The organism is Azospirillum lipoferum 4B (assembly GCF_000283655.1).
Lineage (GTDB): Bacteria > Pseudomonadota > Alphaproteobacteria > Azospirillales > Azospirillaceae > Azospirillum > Azospirillum lipoferum_C.
This window is the reverse complement of sequence record NC_016585.1, coordinates 411,714-433,570: the sequence shown is the minus strand read 5'-3', so window position 1 is coordinate 433,570 and position 21,857 is coordinate 411,714. Positions and strand designations below refer to the sequence as shown.

Below are 21,857 nucleotides of genomic sequence, written 5' to 3'. Positions count from 1 at the left end.
GCTGTCCTGTCAGGGAAGCCGTGCGACCGCCCGCGCATCGGCCAGCCGGCCGGCGGCATGATCGCGCAGCATGTCGAAGAGAGGCGCGCAATCCTCCACCAGCTCGATCAGCCAGGGCGCCCGGATCCAGCCCTGCGCGGTCCGGATCTCGATGGCCTCGATGTCGGCGCGGAAGGGTCCGCCCTGGTAGATGATGCGCACGGCGAAGTGACGATCCACCGGGCCGAGCTGAAGGCACAGCCCGCCGTCCCATTCGGTCCGCATGGCCAGCCCCCGGACAGCGGAAGGCCCGCCGCGGCAGCTGCCGGGCGGGCCTTCCTTCACACGCAATTCGTCCCGCTCACCCTGTCAAGGAATTGACCTTTCGTCAAGGATAATATTCCCATGGCGCAGCCGGCGCGGTGAAGCCGGTCAGCACATGATCGTGCAGGCCCCAGCCGCCGATCCGCTCCAGCAGCGCCGTCATGCCGGCGTGCCAGCCGGCATAATCGGTGTTGGCCTCGACGATCTCGGCATCGCTGTGGGCGGGCTCCAGCGGGCACCACTTCACCTGCACCTGCCGGCGTCCATCACCGAAGGTGCGAAAGTGGAAGCCCCGCTCTTCCTCGACGATCCGACGCTGCCCGCGGGCGTCGAACAGCGACTGGCCGCGCAGAAGGTAGCGCTTGGCCAGCTCGGATCGGGTCGGCACGAACTCCCACCGCTCGGCCGTGACATGCCGGTAGCGGCCGCGCGCTTCGCTCGGCCGCTTCACCGCGACCAGGGGCGGCACCAGCGGCAGCCAGTCCGGCCGGGTGCCGGAGCGGCCATGGAAGCGGACGAGGCGCCGCTGCCATGGATCCAGCCACCCCACCGCGTTGGCGACGGCTTCCGCATCGGGATGGACCGTCACGGCGATGCCGCGCACCGGCCCGCCACCATCCACCCGGTCGCCGGTTTCATGACGGCGCAGCAGCTCGGCCACGCCGTCGCCGCTCACCCCTTGCGGTTCCCATCCATGATCGTTCGCAGCGGCCTCGATGTCGAAAAGGCCGGACTGGACGCGGTCGGCCTGCTGGTCGCGCAGCGCCCAGGTCACCAGGATTTCGAGGTCGAGGCGTCGGCGGGTGTCGCAGCGGGCGAAGGCGATGGCCATGGTCCAGCCCTCACGCCGCCGCCTGGGACATCCCCGGCCCCAGCAGCCGGGCCACCCCGGCCACCAGCGTGTCCAGGGCCTCCATCGGAATCAGGCCGGGGTCGATCCGCCCGCAATCCTGCAGATAGCGCGCCTTGGCGAACAGGTCGTCGGCCGACACCACCTCGCCGGCCGCCAGAGCTTGCTCCAACTTGCCCCGCAACCGGTCGGCCGTCTCGCATTCCGCGCAACCGGCCAATTGTTGATAGGCGAGGAACACCGGCATCAGCGACGCGGACTTGGACATGGGCAACCTCCGGGCAATCCCCCGGCACGATGGCGCCAGACCGGGGAGTTAGGATTGTTTGCCCAAAAAGGATTACCAATTCCTTGCTTAACGCTGAATGGCCAGAATTTTATTCGGACTATTCCTCACTTTGTTGCCAGACGTTCGGCTGCAAGGGCATGAGCGCCCATACCCGATTCCTTCTCGATCACGCGCAGGTAGGACTCCACGGCAGCATCCGGCTCCCGGCGGCCCTGTTCCCAATCCTGAAGCGTGCGCAGAGGGATGCCGAAACGTTCGGCGAACGCCGTCTGCGACAGCCCGGTCGAGCGGCGCACCCGCTTGGCCAGAGGCGGGTGCTTCATCGCGGCGAGAGTATCCACGCGCTCCCTACCCCACCCTGCCCGCCTGGGCGGCGATGGTCTGGCGGATGAGGGTCGTCTCACGCTCCAGGATTTCGGCGACGGTGTCGAGGGGGGAGTTGATCGCCTCGGTCGCGGCCTTCAGTGCCGTCAGGGCGTCGCTGTGGGCCTTGATGGCGTGCATCAGGCGGAAGCCCTCCTGCCGCAGCTCGGGCGGCAGGGCGCGCAGATGGGCAAGCGCGAGGTCCATGCTCTCCTCGCGCGTCCGGGCGGGCGGCGGGGGCAGAGCGGCGGGCTCATGCGGCCGGTCGGCAGACAGCGAGGCGATGTCGATCCGCTCGCCCCGGCGCAGACGGTCGAGCGCCCGGTCGGTCAGGGCGGAGCGCACCCGTTGTTGCTCCTCCTGCCCGATCCGTCGGGCGCGGCGGTCGATGGCGTCGAGGTCGGCGCGGGTGAGGGCCGGAGCCAGGGCGGAATGCACGGCCCCGCCGGTCACGGCGTCGAACAGCTCGACCATCTGGATCGTCACCAGCGCGGCGCGCTCGGTGTCCGACTTCGCCGTGATGTAGAGCGCTTGCCGTTTGGTGAGATAGAAGCTCATGGACGGACGGCCCCGCCCGAATTTCCGATCAGCGTCGGAAATTACCTCTCCGAACCTACCGAGCGCGTCCATGTGCCGCTCGATCAGCCGGCGGATGGCGTGGCGGTCCGCCATGCCCAGCGCTTCGGCAAGCCGAAGGTCACGGATGCGCGGCTCGTGATTGATCGTGATGTCGATATCGGTCGTTGATAACGCGGGCAAAGCTTGCCCGTTGTCGCTCATGGTTTCCACGGCGAATGCCCTCCTGTGCGGCATGACCGACGGAGGACCGCTTATCAAGGCAGCCCTGGCGCCGGGGGCTGATAACCTGCACAGGTCAGGCCGGACTATTCCCCTTGCGGGTGTTGTATTATCCGACCCCCGGCAAAGGGGCATGCTCCGGACAGAGTCCAGGCATAAAAATAGCCACATCGCGAAAAACGCGCGGGTGGCTTGCCGCCTGTGGGGAGTTATCAAGCTCCGGCCCGAAAGATCGCTCCGTTGGGGGCGCAGCGTCAAGGATGGCATTCACCTTCCCTCTGTCCATAGACCGCCGCTCAGCACAACCCAAGGCCGAGGAGGAGCGATGAACCGACCTCTTCGACATCCAAAACGATATTTCCTGGACCCTACTCTGATTTTTCCTCGCACCGCATACTCGATGGGTCGTTGCCCCTTTCCACCGAAGGCTCTAGATATGGATGGAAGGCGGCACGGGACGCTGCCGATCTGGTGTTCACGACGGCCGCCGTGTTTCGGACTGTATGAGAAAAATGGACCAGACGACGACATCGACGGAAGGAACCAGCAGCGACTCGATCGCAGTCGTTGACCTGTTCTGTGGCGCTGGTGGCCTCGCCTATGGCCTGAAACAAGCCGGACTGCATGTCGCGGCAGGCGTGGATCTCGATCCTTCATGCCGCTTCCCCCTGGAAACCAATACCGGGGCAACGTTCGTATGCAGGGACGTCTCGGCCGTGACAGCCGACGATGTGATCGGGTGGTTCGGCGAGGCTTCGATTCGGGTACTGGCAGGCTGTGCCCCGTGCCAACCCTTCTCGACCTATTCGCAAAGCCGTAAATCCGAAGACAACCGATGGACCCTTCTGCGGGAATTCCAGCGGCTCGCGGTCGCAATCCGTCCCGAAATCGTGACGATGGAGAATGTTCCTGGTCTCGCCAACCAGAGCATATGGAAGGAATTCGTCGCGGCTCTGGAGGCAGAGGGCTACAAAGTCACTTGGCGAGAGGTGCTGTGTACGGAATTCGGTGTGCCTCAGAACCGCCGCCGCTTGGTCCTCCTGGCCTCTCAACTGGGTAAGATCGAACTGGCCGGGCCGGATACGAAGGACCTTCGCACGGTAAAGCAGGTGATCGGTGAACTTCCTGCGATAACCGCCGGAGGAACACACCCTGATGATCGCCTCCATACCGCTTCGTCCCTGAGCCCGATCAACCTTCGCCGCATTCGCGCGTCGAAGCCCGGCGGAACTTGGCGCGATTGGCCCAAGAGCCTTCGGGCGAAATGCCATGTGCGAAAGACTGGCAAGACGTATCCAGCGGTCTATGGTCGGATGGAATGGAACAAACCCGCGCCGACCATGACGACCCAGTGCTATGGCTTCGGAAACGGTCGTTTCGGGCACCCCGAACAGGATAGGGCCATCAGTTTGAGGGAGGCTGCTCTTCTGCAATCCTTCCCTCCCGATTACCAGTTCCTCGACGCTGACGACGAGGTCACCTTCAATCGTTTGGGAACGCTGATCGGCAACGCAGTTCCGCCGAAGCTGGGAGAGGCGATCGGGCATTCGATTCGTACCCATCTCAGTCAAGTGCGTGATGGCCTACCCCCACCTCAAGGGCAGTTGTCCTTGTTCTAAAGTTCTTCCCGTCTGACGGTCGATGAGCTATGTAGCTTGGGGCCGTCAATGGGAGAAAGTAAATGGCGAGATCGCCCCGGACAAGGAACCTCTTCTCACAGGAAAGAGCCGAGGCGGCAGAGACCGAGATCATCGAGCGCTCTCGACGCATTGATTTTTACATGACCGAGTACTCTGTTGAGTATCTTGCGGACAAGATGAACCAGGGGCGTTTCGTGATCCCTGAGTATCAACGTGAATTCACCTGGGAATCAGAAAGACAATCCCGCTTCATAGAGTCCATCATCATGGGGCTTCCCATACCGTTCATCTTTTTTTGGGAGATGGAAAGTGGGCAGCTTGAAATTGTTGATGGTTCTCAGCGCCTCAGGACTATCCAGCATTACGTTAACAATGATTTGAAGCTCACCGAACTTGAAGAAATTCCGTCTATATCTCACACATATTTTTCTGACCTCCTTCCATCTCGTCAGAACAAGATTTTAAATCGATCGATCAGAGGCATAGTCCTGAACGAGCATGCCGATGATCAAGCTCGTTTCGATATGTTCGAGCGCATCAACACCGGGAGCAAGGTCACGAACACGGCGGAAGTTCGCCGGGGTGCTTTGCGTGGCCTGTTCCAAGATATGGTCACTGAGCTTGCCGACAGCGAAATTCTAGGTAGGCTTGCGCCAATCTCAAAGAAGTCAAAAAACGAGAGAATCAATGAAGAGTTGGTCGCTCGGTTCTTTGCTTATGGGGATGGGCTGGAAAATTATAAGGACAGCCCATCAAGGTTTATATTCGACTACACCAAGAGGATGAACGAAAAGTTCATTGAAGAGGCAGAGCTTTCGGCGATCTATAGGCGGCGTTTCTACGAGACATTGGAGTTTGTGGAGCGTGTCTTCCCAAATGGCTTCAAGAAAACAGCTGGAGCGACGACCACTCCGCGTGTGAGGTTCGAGGCCATAGCCATTGGGAGTTATCTTGCACTGAAAATTAACCCGCAACTAGCCCAGAATTGGCAAGCAATAGACGTATCCCCATGGATTGACGGAGACGATTTTAAAAAGAAAACCACATCAGACGCAGCAAATGTTAAATCCAAGCTTCAGAATAGAATGGATTTTGTCAAGGAAGCTCTGACAGGTGCATTATGATTGATGAACTCTCAAATAAATTTGAGGAGAGATTTGGAGAGATTTCAGCCTATCTTGATTTTCTGGATGGTATCGAAGCCGTAGTGCGCTCCGGCGTACCTCGCATTGGAGATGGAAACAATTTTGTAGTGACCACCCAGCAGCAGAGAATCCTGTATTCCGGCGTCTACCTACAACTCTACAATCTTGTAGAGGCGAGCATAACAAGTTGCCTGGACGCCGTAAGCAAAGCTGCAATGGAGGCAGCTCGTTGGACTCCCGGCGATCTCACCAACGAGCTGCGCCGGGAATGGGTAAAGCATGTGGCCCGAACCAATATCGATATGGGAGCGGATAAACGCCTGGAAGAAGCGCTCGTCCTCTGTGATCACTTGGTTGCTGCGTTGCCTGTCGACCCTTTCGACATCGATAAGGGTGGAGGTGGAAATTGGGACGATGCCGCCATATTTAGAATAGCCGATCGCATCGGATGCAGACTCGACATCAGCGCAACGGCAAAAAGCGGTGTGAAACGTAAAATAAGGAATGATCTGGGAGCTATGGCCCTAATCGTTCATCTAAGGAACAAATTGGCTCACGGAAACCTTTCCTTTGCTGAATGCGGCCAAGACGATGGCGTGCAAGATCTACGCGCACTTTCAAACAATGTTGCGGCTTACCTTCGTGAGGTCGTTCAAGCCTTCATAAAATATATAAAGGAGCATCAATATCTCCGCCCGGAACGAAGACCAGCCAACCAAGCCAACGCCTAACAAGCAGGATGCTGCGCCCTCGCCTGAACGATCTGCTCTCATGGCGCGCATAGGTCCGCGCGACTCCAAACCAGAGATGATCGTCAGACGCTTGGCGCATGCACTTGGATACCGCTATCGTCTGCACCGGCGGGATTTGCCTGGGACTCCGGATATGGTGTTCCCTCGTCTCCGGAAGGCGATCTTTGTTCACGGATGCTTCTGGCATCGTCATGATGGATGTAAATATTCAACCACCCCCAAGACAAGAACCGATTTCTGGGAAGATAAATTCAAAAAGAATACCGAGAGAGACACCAGAAAAGAACAAGAGTTGCGCGCATTGGGCTGGGATGTCCTGACCATTTGGGAATGTGAGACTCGCAATCCAGATTTCCTGAATAAAAAGCTGTCCCGCTGGCTTGGCTGCGAAAACTGATTGCAGGAACCATCTGTTTCAATCCCTGCAATGCCTGGATCCAAACGAAATTGCCGGTCGGGCCGGCGGCACGTCATGCCGCGTCGGAAGCCCCCCGCAGCACCGCGTTATGCAACTCCACCACATGCCGGACCACGTCCGCCGCCGCCGGATCGGGCGCCACCATCACCAGCAGGTAGCGGCGCACGCCGTCCAGCTCGACGGTGATGGCGCCGGGATCGTCCGGGTCCGTGCTCCAGGGCAGCGACAGCGCCGCGGCGAAGCGCGACTCGCGGGGTGGCGGGGGCGGTGCCGGCGGGCGCGCCGGCGGCGTCACCGCCGGCACCTTCAGCGCCTCTACCTCCCCTCTCGTCACCGCCGGGTGGATCGTGCCGGCGTCCAGGGCCTGCTGGCGGGTGTCGTTCGGCAGGGTGGCGATGGCGTAAAGGGTGCTCATCGCTTCCGGCAGACGGTCCAGAGGCACCTGCCCCTCGTCGACGAAGGCGGCGATCTCGCGCAGCTTGCGGGCGGTGGAGGTGCTGAACGGAAGGTCGGTCGCCACCATCGCCTCGTACTCGCCATGGGGCAGAGCCGCCTTGGCCTCGTTCAGGCGGCGGCCGACGGCGATGGTCGCCTCCAGCGCGTTCGACCATTCGCGGCGGATGTCGGCGGCGAACTCGGCCCGCGTGGTCAGCGGGCGCGGGGTGGCCAGCATCGACAGGCGGGCGTCGCCCAGGCTGCGGCGGGCGGGCGGCCTGGGATTGTGCTTCGGCCCGGAACCGGATCGGGACATGGGGTCAGCCCTCCATCGCGGCGGACAGGTGGAGCCAGAGGTCGCGGAACAGCGGGCCGGTGCGGGTGCCGGGGATCTCCGCGGTGCCCAGCCCGGCGATGAAGCTGCGCGGCACCTCCTGAAGCTGCGGGATCTCCACCGGCGCCACCGCCCCCATGGCGGAGACGATGGCGCGGGCGTCGGCGGTCTCGCGAAGGCGCGGGACGACCTGGCTCAGCAGCAGACGCAGCGGCCGGCGCCGGGCGCGCAGGTAGGGCAGCATGGCCTGCATGCTGACCAGATCCTCCGGGCCGGGGCGGACGGGCACCAGCACCAGATCGGCGCAGTCGAACAGCAGGGCGGTCGCCTGGGGGAAATTCTCCACCGCGGTCGGGGTGTCGATCACCAGCAGGTCGAGGCCGTGCGGAGTCGGCCGCTCCGTCACCGCGCCCAGCGGGCGCTGTTCGTGGATGATCGGGGCGGCGTCGGCCGGGCGCAGGCCGTGCCAGTGGGTCAGCGAGCCTTGCGGGTCGGTGTCGAGCGTGCCCACCCGCCGGCCGGCGACGGCGGCCGCGACGGCCAGATTGCGGACGGTGGCGGTCTTCGGCCCGCCGCCCTTCCCCTGGACCACCAGGATCGTCCTCATGCCCGGCCCCCCTGCCCGGCCCGGCCCGCCTGGGCGGCGATGGTCTGGCGGATGAGGGTCGCCTCGCGTTCCAGGATTTCGGCGATGGTGTCGAGCGGGGAGTTGATCGCCTCCGTCGCGGCCTTCAGCGCCTTCAGGGCGTCGCTGTGGGTCTTGATGGCGTGCATCAGGCGGAAGCCCTCCTCCCGCAGCTCGGGCGGCAGGGCGCGCAGATGGGCAAGCGCGAGGTCCATGCTCTCCTCGCGCGTCCGGGCGGGCGGCGGGGGCAGAGCGGCGGGCTCATCCGGCCGGGCGGCGGACAGCGAGGCGATGTCGATCCGCTCGCCCCGGCGCAGACGGTCGAGCGCCCGGTCGGTCAGGGCGGAGCGCGCCCGTTGCTCCTCCTCCTGCCCGATCCGGCGGGCGCGGCGGTCGATGGCGTCGAGGTCAGCGCGGGTGAGGACCGGCGCCAGGGCGGGATGCGCGGCCCCGCCGGTCACGGCGTCGAACAGCTCGACGATCTGGATGGTGACGGTGATGGCGCGTTCGGTCTCGGCCTTGGTGCAGAGATAGACGGCCTGCTTCTTCGTCAGCCAGAACTCGGTGGCGGGGCGGCCCCGTCCGCGAATTTGCGGTACGGTGCCGCAAATTCCGCCAAGCCTTTCCAGTGCCTCGCGGTGCCGCTCAATCAATTGGCGGATATCGCGGGGTCTTCCGAAGCCCAGCGCCTCGGCCAAGCGCAGATCCAGAATGCGCGGCTCGCCGTTGATGGCGATATCGATGTCGGTTGGTGATAAGGCGGGCATGATCTGCCCATTGTCGCCCATGCTTTCCATGGCGAAGCCCTCCAAGTCGGCGTTGCCGGCGACAGGAAGGCTTCTGAGGACCGCCCTGGTGCCGGGGGTTCAGAACCTGACTTGGACAGGCCGGACTATTCCCCTTGCGGGTGTTGTATTATCCGACCCCCGGCGAAGGGGCATGCTACGGACAGAGTCCGGGCATGAAAAGGGCCGCATCGCGAAAAACGCGCGGGCGGCCTGCCGCCAAGTGGAGGTTCTGAGGCTCCGGGGAGAAGGGTCGCTCCGTTGGGGGCGGGGCGTCAAGACAATGCGTTATAAGATGACATTGGTATGATAGAGCTTTCTACAATTAGTCTATTTATAAAATTGCGCCGAAACCCCATCCACCAAATCATCAAAATTCATTATACTAATATCTCTATAGTCAGAAACAATCTTTCTCCAAATATCTCCCTCAAAATCCCCTCTCCTTCCAACAACAACCCAGCGACGAGGCTTAATAACATTAAATCCATACTTGTCAAAAAACCACTTCCTGTTATTTGGATCATCGAAATACTCTGCATAATTTCTTGTTTGAGAAATATATGAGTTTAGCCAAGCAGAAAAGCTTTCTCTATTTTTTCTTCCTACAATAACATCGCCAGCGATATCAGGCAATTTAAACTCTACAATATCAGCGTACCCATCAGGATGTATTACAAAAAAATCTGGCTTGATAGATTCTCTGCGCTCGCTTTGCCATTCGCATATAAGCTCTGATGCAATTCTCGTCGCACCAAATTTCATTGTAAGAATGAACTCGTTTTCAGGTTTCGAAAGAAATGACGTAATATCTGTTTCTCTATTTCTTCTGTTTCCCCAAATCTCGATAAATCGGTTAATTTTCGGCAATTGCACGTACTTAAAATCGTCAGGCATGGGGTAAATGTATTTTGCATCATTCTCAACCAAACGCCTAACATTAGAAATGTTAAATCCAAACAACAATGCTCCATCCCTCCTTTCAGTAAAAATTGGAAAAAAATCCATCCACTTGATATGCCTTACAATCAATCCCGTTTCATCAGCATCAAAAAAACGGCTATTGACTATTCTACAAAATTTTCCAATCTGAGGCTTAGGATATCTCATATTGAAAAAAGTATAATTATTTTGCGCCTCAACATTCCAGCCAAGATTATGCATTTTTTCCCACCCTCTATTTGTAGGAAAAATCATATCTTCATTCATCTCAGCAAGAGGGATTTCAAAATTAGAGTTGGAGTCTGATTTAAAACCAATAATGTCCTCCAAAATATTATCAGTGTTAAATAAGATAGAAATCTTTATATCCCCAACCCCTTCTTCAGGAAGCCTGTCAATAACTTCGCTTCCACTGTACTCAACAGCAACGTGTGTCTTGCCCCAATATACTGAAATGTATTCAGGATTGAGCAAAAAACCCGTAAATTTACTAATCAAATGAGGATTGTGGGATAAAAAATTATACAGCGGCTGATAATAATGTCTCGTCAAACGAGCGATAAGATCATTGGTTGCAGCATAAATCATTCCATCCCTATCAAGAGAGCTTTCCATGGTAACACCTTTCGGCCTTAGAGTTCAGCGCTCGCAGAAACACCACATAATGCCACATTCTTCTTACCTATCAACCATGAGCCGCTTTCGATAAGCGAACAGCACGTTTCACTAATTTTTTGACGAGCAAGCTCCAACACGCCCAAGTGGCAATTTTTCTCAAGTAACTAATAATAAGACAATTCTATTCGCAGAATTTCATATATATTACGAAATAATTTATATCTGCTGCACAAAATATTTATGGGCTTTATATGAATATAAAGAAATAATTTTCAACACAATGCACAAACGCAATTACTGTTCCGACCATGGTTGAGGGTCAGCAGAGCTAATCTTCCTTAATCCTGCCGAACGAATATCGGCTACCCTCTGGCTCGATGCCTTCGTTTCGGCCTCCAGCTTCTCTCGAACGCCTGAGGCATCGATCAGCTTCTTTTGCAGTCGGACAATGTCGTAATCCCGCCAGATCACATAGCCCATCCGGGCAACGCTCAATGCGGCCAGGGCGCCGATCGCCGCGGATACGCCTAGCCCGGTCCAATCGCCCCACAGCTTGGCCTCTTCCTTGACGACCGTCAGGGAAACAAGCGTGGTGATCAGAACCGCCTTGATGCCCACGATGTAGGCGTATTCCTTGGTCAGCGCCACGATGCTGCCGGTGAGTCGCGAACGCTCCTCCGGCTCAAGGCTTTTCCAATCCAACGTGGGCATGCCGCGATTGAGCCGGACCAGGATGGCGGCAAGCATGATGGACAGCGCGACGATCATCGGTTGGAAGGCATCGAACAGGCGCAGCAATGGCACTCCCCAGCCGAACAGTGCGGCTGTGGCCAATACGGCGCCTATCGTGACCTTCTGAATCATCAGGCTTCTATCTTCCCATCGTGAACAAAACGAGAATACACCTCTTGGATCTGTTCCGCCACGTTGGCGAATTCAAGGATGCTGCTGCCGGGGTGAGGCTGGTTGAACGGCATGCGCGTCCGCAGGATCGCATCCTCGTCCGACAGCTTACCGTCTTTCCCCTCGATCTGAACCTTCTCCTCCGTCAGCTCGGCCAGCTCGCTGGCAAGATCCTTGAGCTTCTCCCGCGATTGGACCGTCCGCTTACCGCGCACCTTCACCGCCGCATCGACCGCCAGATACTCGTCCGGTCCAAGGCTGTCGACCAGGGCGTCGGTCTTCGCTTTGCCGAAGATGGCTTCCACAACGGAGCGGGCCTTCTCAGACATATAGGACAGTTCGGACAGCGTGCGGGACGTCGTGACGGCTTTTTTCCGTGGTCCCTCTTCAGGAAGCATCACGGCCATTTGTGGAGCCGATTTCCCACTGACGCGCAAGCTGGTGATATCGCCAATGTCGCCGGCCATCTGGGTCTTGTCAAATTCAGCCTGGAGCCTGACCGCCACGTCGGCCGCCAGGGTGGAGGTCCGGGTTTTCAGCAGCCAGTCGATATAACCTTGAAGGAAATTGGCCGTCATCGACTGGGTTTTTATGAAGAACAGATGGTTCTTGATCGCCATCCAATAGCAAATTCCGCGAATGAATTTCGTGCCATTGGGAGCGGACCGTTCGGCAAGATTGTAGATCTCGGCAACGGTGATGTTCGACAGCTGAACCTGGGACGCCTGCATTTCGAGAAGGGCTTGGTAGTCGTGCTTCTGAACGAGGCACATCTCACCGAACACGGCACTCGACAGGTCAGCAACTTTGTTGAGCACGATCTGCCGCTCGCTCGGGTCGCCCGGATCGTAGAGCCGATCCGTCGCCCGCCCCCACAGGGCCACTCCCGAGGCGTCCGTCTGGCCCAGCGCCGTCCGACACAGGCTTTCCAGCGTGGCCCCCGGCACGCCCACATCGCTGGCGTCGAAGCGACGGTAATGAACCATGTGATACGCAGTCGCCATCTCGCTTTCCCCAAGCCGCTTTTCCAACCCTGCCTATCGGCAGTCCGCCCCCACCGTCCATTGATCCGGACCAGCGGAAACACAACCTTAGGGGACTTACGAAAGGCCGCCGAGTCAAGCGCAGAGAGGCCCCTGCGTCACAGGTAACTTTTCCGAAGGTGCGCAAGGAAACCAATGCCCGCCTACCGTGAAGGACGGGCAATCTGCCCTATCCGTGGAGGGTTCCCGTCACCGCCGCCGACCATGGCGAGGAAATCCAGCGCAGCATCGCCCCCCGCGCCGCCTGACCGGGCCGGCGGCGTCACTCCGCATCGGATCGCTGGCGCTCCCGGCGCAGGCCCGGCAGCAGGATCGTCACGCCCGCCCGCCGCCCCAGCAGCCAGCGGGCGGCGCAGCGCCCCAGCTCCCACCCGAAGCCGCCAAGCATGGCGGCGCCGAGCAACGCGAAGACCAGCCCCAGCGCGCCCATCACTGCTCCCCCTCAAGCTGTCGGCAACGCGGATCGGCGTGGCGCATCCGGATCAGGTCCGCTGTGGTCAACAGGCGCTCGTCCACCCGGTGCAGCGCACCGCAGCGATAGACCCGATGGCCGGCGGCGCGCAGGGCCTGGACGGCGCGATAGAGGGCGTCGCCCTCGCGCTGGGGCTGCACCGGCCGGTGGCGCGCGGTGTGGGGCGGATCACCCAGATCCAGGCGGAACTGCCGGTCGGGCCGGCGGCGTGACAGGGTGCCGAGCTGGACGGGCATGGCTCAGGCCCTCCCCTCGATCAGCGGGAAGGCCGAATCGGCGGCAATCGGCGGAACGGCGACGGCGATGTCCACCGCCTCGACCTGGAACAGCCGCAGCAGCTCCAGCTCGTAAGCCGCCCGAATCCGGTCGGCGACGCAGCGATTCGGCGCGGTGACGGTCAGTCTGCGATCCCCGGATAGCCCAAGCCGGCATCCCCGGAACCACGTCGCATGCTGGACGGCGCCGATCCGGCGGGCGATTCGGGCGTGGCCGTCGCGCTCGATGTCGGCGGCGGATGGCGGCGGGCTGGTGCCGGCGCTCGCGTGTGGGCTCGCGCGCGTGGGTTCACGGGTTTTATCACAGGGTTTGGCCGACTCCGGTGTCGGTCGATGAAGGCCGGTTCCGGCGGACGATCCGGGGGCGGTTGGCGGGCGTTCGGCGCTTTGGCCGACTCGCGCGTCGGCGACACTGGTGTCGGGCGATGGATCGTCGGACGGATCGGGGGCGTCGCCGGCCGGGCCGTCCTCGCGCTCCAGCCAGTCCAGGCACAGGCGCATGCGGGTGGGCTGGCCCCGGCCGCCGGCGCGGTCGCGGACGATGACGCCGGCGGCCAGCAGCGCGCTGCGCGCCCGCTCCACATCGCGGGTGGACAGGGCGCAGAGCCGCGCCACCGCCTCCACCCCGGTCCAGGTCAGCAGCAGGCCCAGCGCCTCGAACATCTGGCGGTTGACGCGCTCCAGCATCACCAGGGCGACCAGCTTGTCGCGCGGCTTCAGCGCCGGGCAGGCCAGAACGGCGCAGCGGAAGCGGCCGACGGTCTCGCGGAAGGCGGCTTGCGGTTTGGCGGCGGGGGTTGCGGGGGTGGTCGAGGCAGATGGCGAGGACATGGGGGCACCTCCCCGGCGGCGCGGTGGCCGGCCGGCGGCAATGCGGCTCCCTGCGGGCGCACGAGTCCGTGGCTGCAAGGAACAGCGGATTTTAATCCTGATTTCTGTTAGCCTCTGGACGCAGATCGCCGCTTTCCCGCCGTGGGCACGGCAGGGGCATGGGGCATGGGCGATGATTGCGGTCCTAGCGGGGCGGCCTCGGCGGGGCCGTCCCGTCTCAGGGCGGGGCGCGCGGATTCACGGCAAGGCTCCGGCGTTCACCGCCGCGCGGGTGCGCAACGGTGGGGACAAGACGGGTGCGGCGCGGCCACCGGCAAGGGCGGACGCTGGGCACCGGATGACGGGGGCTTACGGGGAAAAGCCGGCGCCGGTCAGGGTGGCGCGCGTGGCGATGCCATCGGGCAAAGCTCCAGGGTTCACCGGCGCGGGGGCGCGCGGCGTCGGGGGGTGAAGACGCGCATCGCTTCCGGCCGTCTGGCGGCCGAAAGCGGCGCGGTCTTCAAAGTCGATGGGGGCGGCTGACTGGCGACCGTCGAGCGGCCGCACGGCGGGCCGCGCGCCATGGCGCAGCCGGCGCGATGGCGGGTCAACGGGCGGGCCTCACGGTGGAAGCCGTTGGTTTTCTGGATAGATCTGGGATCCGAAGGGGAATTGGCTTTCGGGCAACGCCCGATCATGCGGATCCCCGATGCGGGGATGCCGGCCGCAAGGCATACAGGCGGTCGGTGGCGCGCTGCGCGTCGGTGAGGGCCAGATCAGCGGGGGCCATGGAAGACCCCAGGCAGGGAAAGCGGCCGGAGTCGGCTGGCGACTCCGGCCGCAGCCGTTCCGCCGGTACGGACAAGGAACCGGGCGGATCGGTGGCTGTGGCGACGGACGGCGCGGCGGACCGGACTCGGGACGCTCCCGATTGACCGGGCCGGGCGGCCGGCGCCTGATTCGGCGATGGGACAGTGTCGCCGCCAAGCCGGAGCTTCGGGGTTGCGCAGTCGCTCAGTGCGAGCGATGCTTCCCGCCGAAACAACCGAGGGTGTGGCGCCTTGCCGAGTCTCCCTGTTCATTTCCGCCTCTTCCTGCGCGGCTTTCCCAGGATGGGCGCGCAGAGGTCGCTGGCGGCCAGTGCGATGGGATCGGTCATGAAGTCGGGGGGAATCACCGCCTCCATGGCCCGCAGGGTCATGGCGGTGGGGTTGCCTTCCTGGCGAAGCACGTCACGCGCGGTGCTGGGCGGCACGGCGGCGGCTCGGCCGAATGACTGCGCGGTCCACCCCTGATGCCGGGCGAAGGCGCATATCCGATGAATCGAGGCATCGATGTGCATGACGTGCTTCATGCCCGTCAGAATTCAACGCTATACCGTGAATGTCAAGGGGGTGCGTCGGTGTTGCACGAGATAGAGTCATCGGTACGGCGTTCTCGCGCTTTTGCACGAGGTCCGCATAATGCCGACATGGAAACTGCGCCTAAGACCGACATCGCCGCAGCACTCAATCGTGTTCTGCTGACGCATAAAGAGCGTTTGCGGTCCAAGAACCATTGGGCTGGATTATCGAAGCTGCCAGCCACAACGGTTCTGGACGCATTCAATGGCGCGAACAGCACCATCGACACCTTGACCAAGCTTGCGGACGGCGCCGGCATGTCGCTGGCCGAGCTGCTGGCCTACGGCGACCCCGATTGGGAAATGCAGGTGAAGACTCGCCGGACCTTCCGCTCATGGTCTACCGAGGATTTCGATGCCCTGATCCGGGTTCTTGAGCGGCGCACCTAGCCGCTCGGCTCCGGCGCATTCTCATCCAGCGGTCGATCAAGGGCAGGATCTTGTCCGCGCCTTCGCGGCGACACAGCTGGGTCACCAGCTCGACCGCGCGGTCCTCGCGCGCCTTGCGATGCAATACGTCTTCGGTCGTTTCGTTCTTCGGTGTGTTCGGCACCGCCAACCCCCATAAATCAACACTCTACCTGGGCCGGCCCCGGCAGGCGGACAGGTGTGCGGCTGGGCACGGGTGTGCGCCCTGGCTCAGCACGGCTCATCGATGCGGTTGGCAGCCGCGTGGGTGGGGAGATGGCGTCTCCCTGCCTCCGCCTACCTGGATGGGAAGGCGCGAGGCCGCGGCATCCTATGGCACCACCCAGGCCAAGCAAAAGAAAAAGGTGCATCCTTTCTCGAACCATTTCCGAAGGTTGCGCGATTGCGACCGGCGGCGTAGGTGAACCCCGCCGAGCGGCACACAGGCGAGGCTCCAGAATGATCGCTTTACCGTGATTTTTGCCATTGACGAAATCACGGTATACCGACCATCCTAATACAGGGTATGGCGTGAACGCCAGCACCCTTGGATGCAGGTGTTGTGGAGAGCGACCGATGAAGGGAGCGATCAAAGCCCCGCTGCAACGCAGGGACGGGCCGCAGAACGTGCCGATGGACCGAAGCTTCGGCGATCTGTCCGGGAAGATGGAGCGCACGCTGCGCCACATGGCGCCGGCACTGCCCAAGGACGGCGCGACGCCGCTGGTCACCTACAACGTGGTGATCGCCAACCGCCGGACCTCGCACCGGACGTCCATGCGACTGGACGTGACGTCCTGGCTGTTGCTCGATCACATTGCCGAGCTGGAGGGCTACGCGAACCGCGACGTTCTGATCAGCGCGGTGCATGAGCGGTTCCACGCCACCGATCTGCCGCTCACGGCGATGGTGCGGCTGTTCCTGCAAACCTACACAGCGCCGGCAGCGGTGCTGGAGTTCCTGGGCGAGGCGCGGCGGCCATACGGGCGCGGCTTCGTGGTCAGCCCGCTGAAGAACTGAAATGACCGGCGCAGGGCAGGAGACAGTGATCGTCGCCGATCTCGTCCAGTGGCATCTGGAGGAAGCCGGCCGGGCCGAGCGGGAGGCGGGGAACACCAGCCTCCCCTTCCGTCGTCAGCGTCTGCTGTCCGCCGCGCGCTACCACCGCGACTGCGCCGAACTGGCGCGGGAGGAACTGCCATGAACATGACTCTGTCGGATTTCCTCGCGGGACCGGGCGGCGATCTGGTCCGCCGCCTCGGACTGCCGGCGGACCTCATTGCCGGCTGCTCGTGCTGGGCGATGCTCACCGCGGCGGCGATCGCCCACAACAGTCGGACCGACGGCGGTGTGTGGCGGGGGGCAGAGCAGCTGTTCGGCGTCCTGTCCTCCGGCGAGCGGGCGGTCCTGCTGGCACTGCTGGGGGCACTCGATTTCAGCAGCCTCGCGGACCAGCTCGCCAGCAGGTCCGGCACCTGGGCCCTGATGGACGTCACCCATGGCAGGCACCGCGACGCGGTCGCGGCCTGCATCCTTCGTCACGATTCCTGACATGCCCTTTCAACGGACTGGCCGCAGGGAGCGGCAAAAGCGGGAGGCGGACCGGTGAACGCCCAGGAACGCGAACTGGCCTTTCTCCGCCGCCGGGTGGCCGATCTGGAACAGGCGATCCGCACCCTGAGAGAGACATTCGACCGGGTATACACTCCCCGCGGTCGGCGTTTCGCCGATCCCGATCAGGCATTCGAAAGGGCAAGTCATGCCGCGCGAGAAAATCGTAAGGCGGCGCCTGGCAAGCGGTGAAGTGAGAGAATACCGCTATCCAGAGCGCCGTTACGAACCAAGAACCGTGGGCGCCATCGTCGAGGAATACCGGCGGTCGCCCGAATACACCAAGCTCGCCTCCTCGACGAAGAAGGACTATCTGGGCGTCCTCGGCAAGTTCGAGGAGGTGCTGCATGTGCCGATCAGTGATGTCCGGCGGCGGCACATCCTCGGCATGCGCGACAGCTACGCGGACCGGCCGGGGCTGGCGAACAGCATCGTCAGCATGTGGTCGATCCTGCTGAAGTTCGCAGTCGACCGGGAATATGTGCTGGCGAACCCGGCCGCCGGCGTCGAGCGGTTGCAACTCGGCGAATGGGAGCGGTGGCCGGACCGGGCGGTCGATTTCGCCCTCACCCACTTCAAGGAGCCTATGCGCCGCGCCGTGGTGCTGGCGCTCTACACCGGCCAGAGGTCATCCGACCTGATCAAGATGCGGTGGGATGACTATGACGGCTCCGCGATCCAGGTTACCCAGAAAAAGACCGGTACCCGGCTGTGGGTACCGTGCCACGCGGACCTAAAGGTTGAGTTGACGGAGTGGAAGAGAAACGCTACCTCCGTGACAATACTGGTTAACCCCGCTTCCGAACAGCCCTGGAACAGAATAGGATTTTCCAATGCCGTACGTCTGGCAATCAAAGCTCATCGGGAGCTGAAGGGTTACGTGTTCCATGGACTGCGGAAAGCCTCTGCCTCGCTGCTGGCGGAGGCCGGCTGTTCGGCTCTGGAGATCGCGGCCATCACCGGGCATATGTCGCTGAAAAACCTCGAAATTTACACACGTCAGGCGGACCAGAGACAAAGGGCGAACGCCGCCATCGCGAAGCTGGAAAATTACCGACGGAAAACGTAGGAAAATTGGGCAGGTAACCCGTTGGAAACATTCGTTTATTGCAGATTGAAACAAAAGTTGACTTGGGCTTCCTTCGCGCGCTGTGGCACACCACTCTCGGAATTGCCGATGGCGCAGTGCGCACTCCGGAAGATGCGTCGCCCGCAGGATCAGTGATGTCTTAACCTTTCGCCGCTCAAGTACGACGTTTTCATCGATCGATTTCCTTCCACCCTGTCCCGTCCACACCCAAGGTCCGACCAGGAACACCACCATGGCCCAACGTCCGCTCGCCTGCGTGATCCTCGCCGCCGGCAAGGGCACGCGCATGAAATCCGATCTGCCCAAGGTTCTGCACCGGGTGGCCGGCCGGCCGATGGTCGGACATGTGCTGGCCGCGGTGAAGGCGCTCGACCCCGATCATGTCGTGGTCGTGGTCGGCCCCGGCATGGACAGCGTCGCCGCCGCCGTCGCCCCCTACCCCACCGCCGTCCAGCACGAGCAGCGCGGCACCGCCGACGCCGTGCGTGCAGCCTTCGGCCTGCTGGAGGGGTTCACCGGCGACGTGATCGTCCTGTATGGCGACACGCCGCTGGTCACGCCCGATACGCTGCGTGCGCTGGTGCAGGCGCGCCGGCAGGCGGCCGACCCGGCGGTGGTGGTGCTGGGCATGCGCCCCGACGATCCCGGCGCCTATGGCCGCCTGATCCTGAACGCCCGCGGCGGGCTGGAGAAGATCGTCGAATATCTCGACGCCAGCGAGCAGGAGCGCGCCGTCACCCTGTGCAACGCCGGCCTGATGGCGTTCGACGGTGCGCGCATGTTCGACCTGATCGGCAGCGTCGGCAACGACAACGCCAAGTCCGAATACTACCTGACCGACGTCGTCCAGATCGCGCGGCGCGCCGGCATGGCCTGCGCCGTGGTGGAGGCCGCCCCGGCCGAGGTGGTCGGCGTCAATTCCCGCGCCGAACTGGCGGAGGTGGAAAAGCTGCTGCAGCGCCGCCTGCGCAAGGCCGCGATGGACAACGGCGCCACCCTGATCGACCCCGACAGCACCTTCCTCAGCGTCGACACCAGGCTCGGCCGCGATGTGGTGGTCGGTCCCGGCTGCTTCTTCGGCGCCGGGGTGACGGTGGGCGACCGGGTGGAGATCAAGCCCTACTGCCATCTGGAGGGCGTGCGCATCGACAGCGGCGCCGTCATCGGCCCCTACGCCCGGCTGCGTCCGGGTGCGGAGATCGGCCCGGACGTCCACATCGGCAATTTCGTCGAGGTGAAGAACGCGGTGATCGAGGCCGGCGCCAAGGCCAACCACCTGACCTATATCGGCGACGCCCGCGTCGGGGCCAAGGCCAACATCGGCGCCGGCACCATCACCTGCAACTATGACGGCTTCTCCAAGAGCCGGACGGAGATCGGCGCCGGGGCCTTCATCGGCTCCAACAGCGCGCTGGTCGCCCCGGTGGTCATCGGCGACGGCGCCATCGTCGGTGCCGGCAGCGTGGTGACGATGGCGGTGGAGGCCGACGCCCTGGTCGTTGCCCGCGGCAGCCAGAAGGCTTACGCCGGCTGGGCACAGCGTTTCCGCGAACGGAAGCAAAACGAGAAAGCGAAAAAGGCTTAAGGTCGGTTCGGGTCTTCTCTCCGGTCGGCATCTTTTCAGGAGCATCAGGTCCATGTGCGGCATCATCGGCATCAACGGCATCCACGACGCGTCCCCCCGGCTGGTGGAAGGCCTGCGCCGGCTCGAATACCGCGGCTATGACAGCGCGGGCGTCGCCACCCTGGTGAACGGCCATATCGAGCGCCGCCGCGCAGAGGGCAAGCTGAGCAACCTGGACATGAAGCTGCGCGACCAGCCGCTGTCCGGTACGGTCGGCATCGGCCACACCCGCTGGGCCACCCATGGCGGCCCGACCGAGAACAACGCCCATCCGCACGCGACCAAGCGCGTCGCCGTCGTTCACAACGGCATCATCGAGAATTACCAGGAGCTGAAGGACGAGCTGACCGGCCACGGCTATGTCTTCGAAAGCGCCACCGACACCGAGGTGATCGTCCACCTCGTCACCTATTACCTGGACCAGCAGGGCATGACGCCGGTCCAGGCGTCGGCCGCCGCCTTCAAGCGCTTCACCGGCGCCTTCGCCCTGGTGCTGATCTTCGCCGGCGAGCATGAGCTGATGATCGGCGCCCGCCACGGCACGCCGCTGGCCGTCGGCTATGGCGACGGCGAGATGTATCTGGCCTCCGACGCGTTCGCCCTGGCGCCGCTGACCAACCGCATCTGTTATCTGGAGGATGGCGACTGGGTCGAGGTCAGCCGCGCCGCCACCATCGTCCATGACGCCAGCGACGCGGTGGTCGACCGTCCGGTGAAGACCACCGCGGTGTCCGGCGCCCTGATCGGCAAGGACGGCTACCGCCATTACATGCTCAAGGAAATCTACGAGCAGCCGCAGGTCATCGGCGACACGCTGAACGCCTACATCAACCCGGAAACCGGCACTTTCACTCTGCCGGACTTCCCCTTCGATCTGGCCGGCGCGTCAAAGCTGACCATCGTCGCCTGCGGCACCGCCTATTACGCCGGTTTCGTCGCCAAATACTGGTTCGAGACGCTGGCCCGCATCCCGGTCGAAGTCGACATCGCCTCGGAGTTCCGTTACCGCGAGGCGCCGCTGCCGCCGGGCGGCATCGCGCTGTTCATCTCGCAGTCGGGCGAGACGCTGGATACGCTGGAGGCGCTGCGTTACTGCAAGCGTCAGGGCCAGAAAATCCTGTCGATCGTGAATGCGCCGGAAAGCACCATCGCGCGGGAATCCGACGCGGTGCTCTACACCATGGCGGGGCCGGAGATCGGCGTCGCCTCGACCAAGGCCTTCACCACCCAGCTGACCACGCTGGCCTGCCTTGCCGTCACCGTCGGCCGCGCCCGCGGCGCCATCGACCAGGAGCGGATGCAGCAGATCGCCCACGCCCTGCGCGAGGTCCCGGCCCGTGCCGCCGATGTCCTGGCCCATGACGAGCGGCTGAAGGAACTGGCGCAGGAGGTGTCGGAAGCCCGCGACGTGCTGTATCTCGGCCGCGGCGCCATGTATCCGCTGGCCCTGGAAGGCGCGCTGAAGCTGAAGGAAATCAGCTACATCCATGCCGAGGGTTATGCTGCCGGCGAACTGAAGCACGGCCCCATCGCCCTGATCGACGACAATGTGCCGGTGATCGTGCTGGTGCCGTCAGACGCGCTGTTCGAGAAGGTGGTGTCGAACGTGCAGGAGGTCTGCGCCCGCTCCGGCAAGGTCCTGCTGCTGGCCGACAGGAAGGGCATCGACAAGCTGAAGGACAAGGTCCGCTGGTCGGTGGAGCTCCCGGCCTGCGACCCGCTGGTGGCGCCGCTGCTGTATGCCATTCCGGTGCAGCTTCTTGCCTATCACACGGCAGTACTGAAGGGGACGGACGTCGATCAGCCGCGGAACTTGGCAAAGTCAGTGACCGTCGAGTAAAGCGAAAGGCGCTGAATATCGTATTGTTTGCGGAGAATAAAGTCTCATACTGAAGAATAAACCATCATACTTGAGAACAAAG

Annotated in this window: 27 protein-coding genes; 12 read left to right on the top strand and 15 right to left on the bottom strand. The window is 62.4% G+C overall.

Translation table 11 applies throughout. The annotated features are described in order from the left end of the window. Positions 1 to 9 precede the first annotated feature (9 nt). The 5 genes from AZOLI_RS15750 to AZOLI_RS15730 form a co-directional block, all read right to left on the bottom strand. Positions 10 to 264, bottom strand: coding sequence for a hypothetical protein (locus AZOLI_RS15750; RefSeq protein ID WP_014188157.1), 255 nt, complete (start codon positions 262 to 264; stop codon positions 10 to 12). A 103-nt stretch (positions 265 to 367) separates the two neighbouring features. Beyond that, positions 368 to 1,135 carry a hypothetical protein gene (locus AZOLI_RS15745; RefSeq protein ID WP_014188156.1) on the bottom strand — a complete coding sequence of 256 codons (768 nt, stop codon included), beginning with the start codon at positions 1,133 to 1,135 and terminating at the stop codon, positions 368 to 370. Positions 1,136 to 1,145: 10 nt separating this feature from the next. Next, positions 1,146 to 1,421: a hypothetical protein gene (locus AZOLI_RS15740; RefSeq protein ID WP_014188155.1), complete on the bottom strand. Its 276-nt coding sequence runs from the start codon at positions 1,419 to 1,421 to the stop codon at positions 1,146 to 1,148. 125 nt (positions 1,422 to 1,546) lie between these two features. Continuing rightward, positions 1,547 to 1,783, bottom strand: coding sequence for a helix-turn-helix domain-containing protein (locus AZOLI_RS15735; RefSeq protein WP_244442589.1), 237 nt, complete (start codon positions 1,781 to 1,783; stop codon positions 1,547 to 1,549). Between the two features lie 7 nt (positions 1,784 to 1,790). Beyond that, positions 1,791 to 2,363 carry a hypothetical protein gene (locus AZOLI_RS15730; RefSeq protein WP_044551429.1) on the bottom strand — a complete coding sequence of 191 codons (573 nt, stop codon included), beginning with the start codon at positions 2,361 to 2,363 and terminating at the stop codon, positions 1,791 to 1,793. Between the two features lie 752 nt (positions 2,364 to 3,115). Here AZOLI_RS15730 and AZOLI_RS15725 point away from each other — a divergent pair. The 4 genes from AZOLI_RS15725 (at position 3,116) to AZOLI_RS31260 (ending at position 6,537) form a co-directional block, all read left to right on the top strand. Then, positions 3,116 to 4,222 (top strand): DNA cytosine methyltransferase, encoded by a 1,107-nt coding sequence (locus AZOLI_RS15725; RefSeq protein WP_014188153.1) that lies wholly within the window; start codon positions 3,116 to 3,118, stop codon positions 4,220 to 4,222. A gap of 62 nt (positions 4,223 to 4,284) precedes the next feature. Further along, positions 4,285 to 5,367 (top strand): DUF262 domain-containing protein, encoded by a 1,083-nt coding sequence (locus tag AZOLI_RS15720; protein WP_014188152.1) that lies wholly within the window; start codon positions 4,285 to 4,287, stop codon positions 5,365 to 5,367. Beyond that, positions 5,364 to 6,119, top strand: a complete 756-nt coding sequence (locus AZOLI_RS31265; protein WP_014188151.1) for an MAE_28990/MAE_18760 family HEPN-like nuclease — start codon at positions 5,364 to 5,366, stop codon at positions 6,117 to 6,119. The genes AZOLI_RS15720 and AZOLI_RS31265 overlap by 4 nt, the downstream gene beginning before the upstream one ends. Continuing rightward, positions 6,076 to 6,537, top strand: a complete 462-nt coding sequence (locus tag AZOLI_RS31260) for a very short patch repair endonuclease (protein ID WP_429725905.1) — start codon at positions 6,076 to 6,078, stop codon at positions 6,535 to 6,537. The genes AZOLI_RS31265 and AZOLI_RS31260 overlap by 44 nt, the downstream gene beginning before the upstream one ends. Before the next feature lie 73 nt (positions 6,538 to 6,610). Here AZOLI_RS31260 and AZOLI_RS30420 read toward each other — a convergent pair whose 3' ends face one another. From AZOLI_RS30420 to AZOLI_RS15675, 10 genes are all read right to left on the bottom strand, one after another. Beyond that, positions 6,611 to 7,309, bottom strand: a complete 699-nt coding sequence (locus AZOLI_RS30420; RefSeq protein WP_014188149.1) for a DUF3102 domain-containing protein — start codon at positions 7,307 to 7,309, stop codon at positions 6,611 to 6,613. A 4-nt stretch (positions 7,310 to 7,313) separates the two neighbouring features. After that, positions 7,314 to 7,934, bottom strand: a complete 621-nt coding sequence (locus AZOLI_RS15705; RefSeq protein ID WP_014188148.1) for an AAA family ATPase — start codon at positions 7,932 to 7,934, stop codon at positions 7,314 to 7,316. Continuing rightward, positions 7,931 to 8,749: a hypothetical protein gene (locus AZOLI_RS30415; RefSeq protein ID WP_014188147.1), complete on the bottom strand. Its 819-nt coding sequence runs from the start codon at positions 8,747 to 8,749 to the stop codon at positions 7,931 to 7,933. The genes AZOLI_RS15705 and AZOLI_RS30415 overlap by 4 nt, the downstream gene beginning before the upstream one ends. Positions 8,750 to 9,067: 318 nt before the next feature. After that, the gene (locus AZOLI_RS32550) at positions 9,068 to 10,294 is read right to left on the bottom strand and encodes a Shedu anti-phage system protein SduA domain-containing protein (RefSeq protein WP_162488220.1); all 1,227 of its coding nucleotides are present in this window, start codon (positions 10,292 to 10,294) and stop codon (positions 9,068 to 9,070) included. Between the two features lie 297 nt (positions 10,295 to 10,591). Continuing rightward, positions 10,592 to 11,161 carry a hypothetical protein gene (locus tag AZOLI_RS15695; RefSeq protein WP_014188144.1) on the bottom strand — a complete coding sequence of 190 codons (570 nt, stop codon included), beginning with the start codon at positions 11,159 to 11,161 and terminating at the stop codon, positions 10,592 to 10,594. After that, complete coding sequence (locus AZOLI_RS15690) at positions 11,161 to 12,204, bottom strand: hypothetical protein (RefSeq protein ID WP_014188143.1); 1,044 nt, start codon at positions 12,202 to 12,204, stop codon at positions 11,161 to 11,163. The genes AZOLI_RS15695 and AZOLI_RS15690 overlap by 1 nt, the downstream gene beginning before the upstream one ends. Before the next feature lie 301 nt (positions 12,205 to 12,505). Next, positions 12,506 to 12,673, bottom strand: a complete 168-nt coding sequence (locus AZOLI_RS32545; protein WP_162488219.1) for a hypothetical protein — start codon at positions 12,671 to 12,673, stop codon at positions 12,506 to 12,508. Further along, the gene (locus tag AZOLI_RS15685) at positions 12,673 to 12,951 is read right to left on the bottom strand and encodes a hypothetical protein (protein ID WP_014188142.1); all 279 of its coding nucleotides are present in this window, start codon (positions 12,949 to 12,951) and stop codon (positions 12,673 to 12,675) included. Before AZOLI_RS15685 ends, AZOLI_RS32545 begins: the two co-directional genes overlap by 1 nt. A gap of 3 nt (positions 12,952 to 12,954) precedes the next feature. Next, complete coding sequence (locus AZOLI_RS15680; RefSeq protein WP_014188141.1) at positions 12,955 to 13,821, bottom strand: hypothetical protein; 867 nt, start codon at positions 13,819 to 13,821, stop codon at positions 12,955 to 12,957. A gap of 1,057 nt (positions 13,822 to 14,878) precedes the next feature. Beyond that, positions 14,879 to 15,142 (bottom strand): hypothetical protein, encoded by a 264-nt coding sequence (locus tag AZOLI_RS15675; RefSeq protein ID WP_014188140.1) that lies wholly within the window; start codon positions 15,140 to 15,142, stop codon positions 14,879 to 14,881. 129 nt (positions 15,143 to 15,271) lie between these two features. Between AZOLI_RS15675 and AZOLI_RS15670 the strand changes: the two genes are divergently transcribed. The 8 genes from AZOLI_RS15670 (at position 15,272) to glmS (ending at position 21,775) form a co-directional block, all read left to right on the top strand. Beyond that, complete coding sequence (locus tag AZOLI_RS15670; protein ID WP_014188139.1) at positions 15,272 to 15,592, top strand: hypothetical protein; 321 nt, start codon at positions 15,272 to 15,274, stop codon at positions 15,590 to 15,592. 651 nt (positions 15,593 to 16,243) lie between these two features. After that, positions 16,244 to 16,630 (top strand): ribbon-helix-helix domain-containing protein, encoded by a 387-nt coding sequence (locus AZOLI_RS15665; RefSeq protein ID WP_162488218.1) that lies wholly within the window; start codon positions 16,244 to 16,246, stop codon positions 16,628 to 16,630. 1 nt (position 16,631) lies between these two features. Continuing rightward, positions 16,632 to 16,814, top strand: coding sequence for a hypothetical protein (locus tag AZOLI_RS15660; protein ID WP_044551418.1), 183 nt, complete (start codon positions 16,632 to 16,634; stop codon positions 16,812 to 16,814). Continuing rightward, entirely contained in the window at positions 16,811 to 17,161 is a 351-nt protein-coding gene (locus AZOLI_RS15655; RefSeq protein WP_014188137.1) for a hypothetical protein, read from the top strand. The genes AZOLI_RS15660 and AZOLI_RS15655 overlap by 4 nt, the downstream gene beginning before the upstream one ends. Positions 17,162 to 17,215: 54 nt before the next feature. Continuing rightward, on the top strand, positions 17,216 to 17,413 hold the full coding sequence (locus AZOLI_RS32540; protein WP_146191605.1) for a hypothetical protein: 198 nt from the start codon (positions 17,216 to 17,218) through the stop codon (positions 17,411 to 17,413). Positions 17,414 to 17,459: 46 nt separating this feature from the next. Beyond that, positions 17,460 to 18,290 (top strand): tyrosine-type recombinase/integrase, encoded by an 831-nt coding sequence (locus AZOLI_RS15650; protein ID WP_014188136.1) that lies wholly within the window; start codon positions 17,460 to 17,462, stop codon positions 18,288 to 18,290. 253 nt (positions 18,291 to 18,543) lie between these two features. After that, a complete protein-coding gene (gene glmU / locus AZOLI_RS15645; protein ID WP_014188135.1) occupies positions 18,544 to 19,896 on the top strand; it encodes a bifunctional UDP-N-acetylglucosamine diphosphorylase/glucosamine-1-phosphate N-acetyltransferase GlmU in 1,353 nt (450 codons plus the stop codon). A 52-nt stretch (positions 19,897 to 19,948) separates the two neighbouring features. Next, on the top strand, positions 19,949 to 21,775 hold the full coding sequence (gene glmS / locus AZOLI_RS15640) for a glutamine--fructose-6-phosphate transaminase (isomerizing) (protein ID WP_014188134.1): 1,827 nt from the start codon (positions 19,949 to 19,951) through the stop codon (positions 21,773 to 21,775). The last annotated feature ends 82 nt before the right edge of the window (positions 21,776 to 21,857 follow it).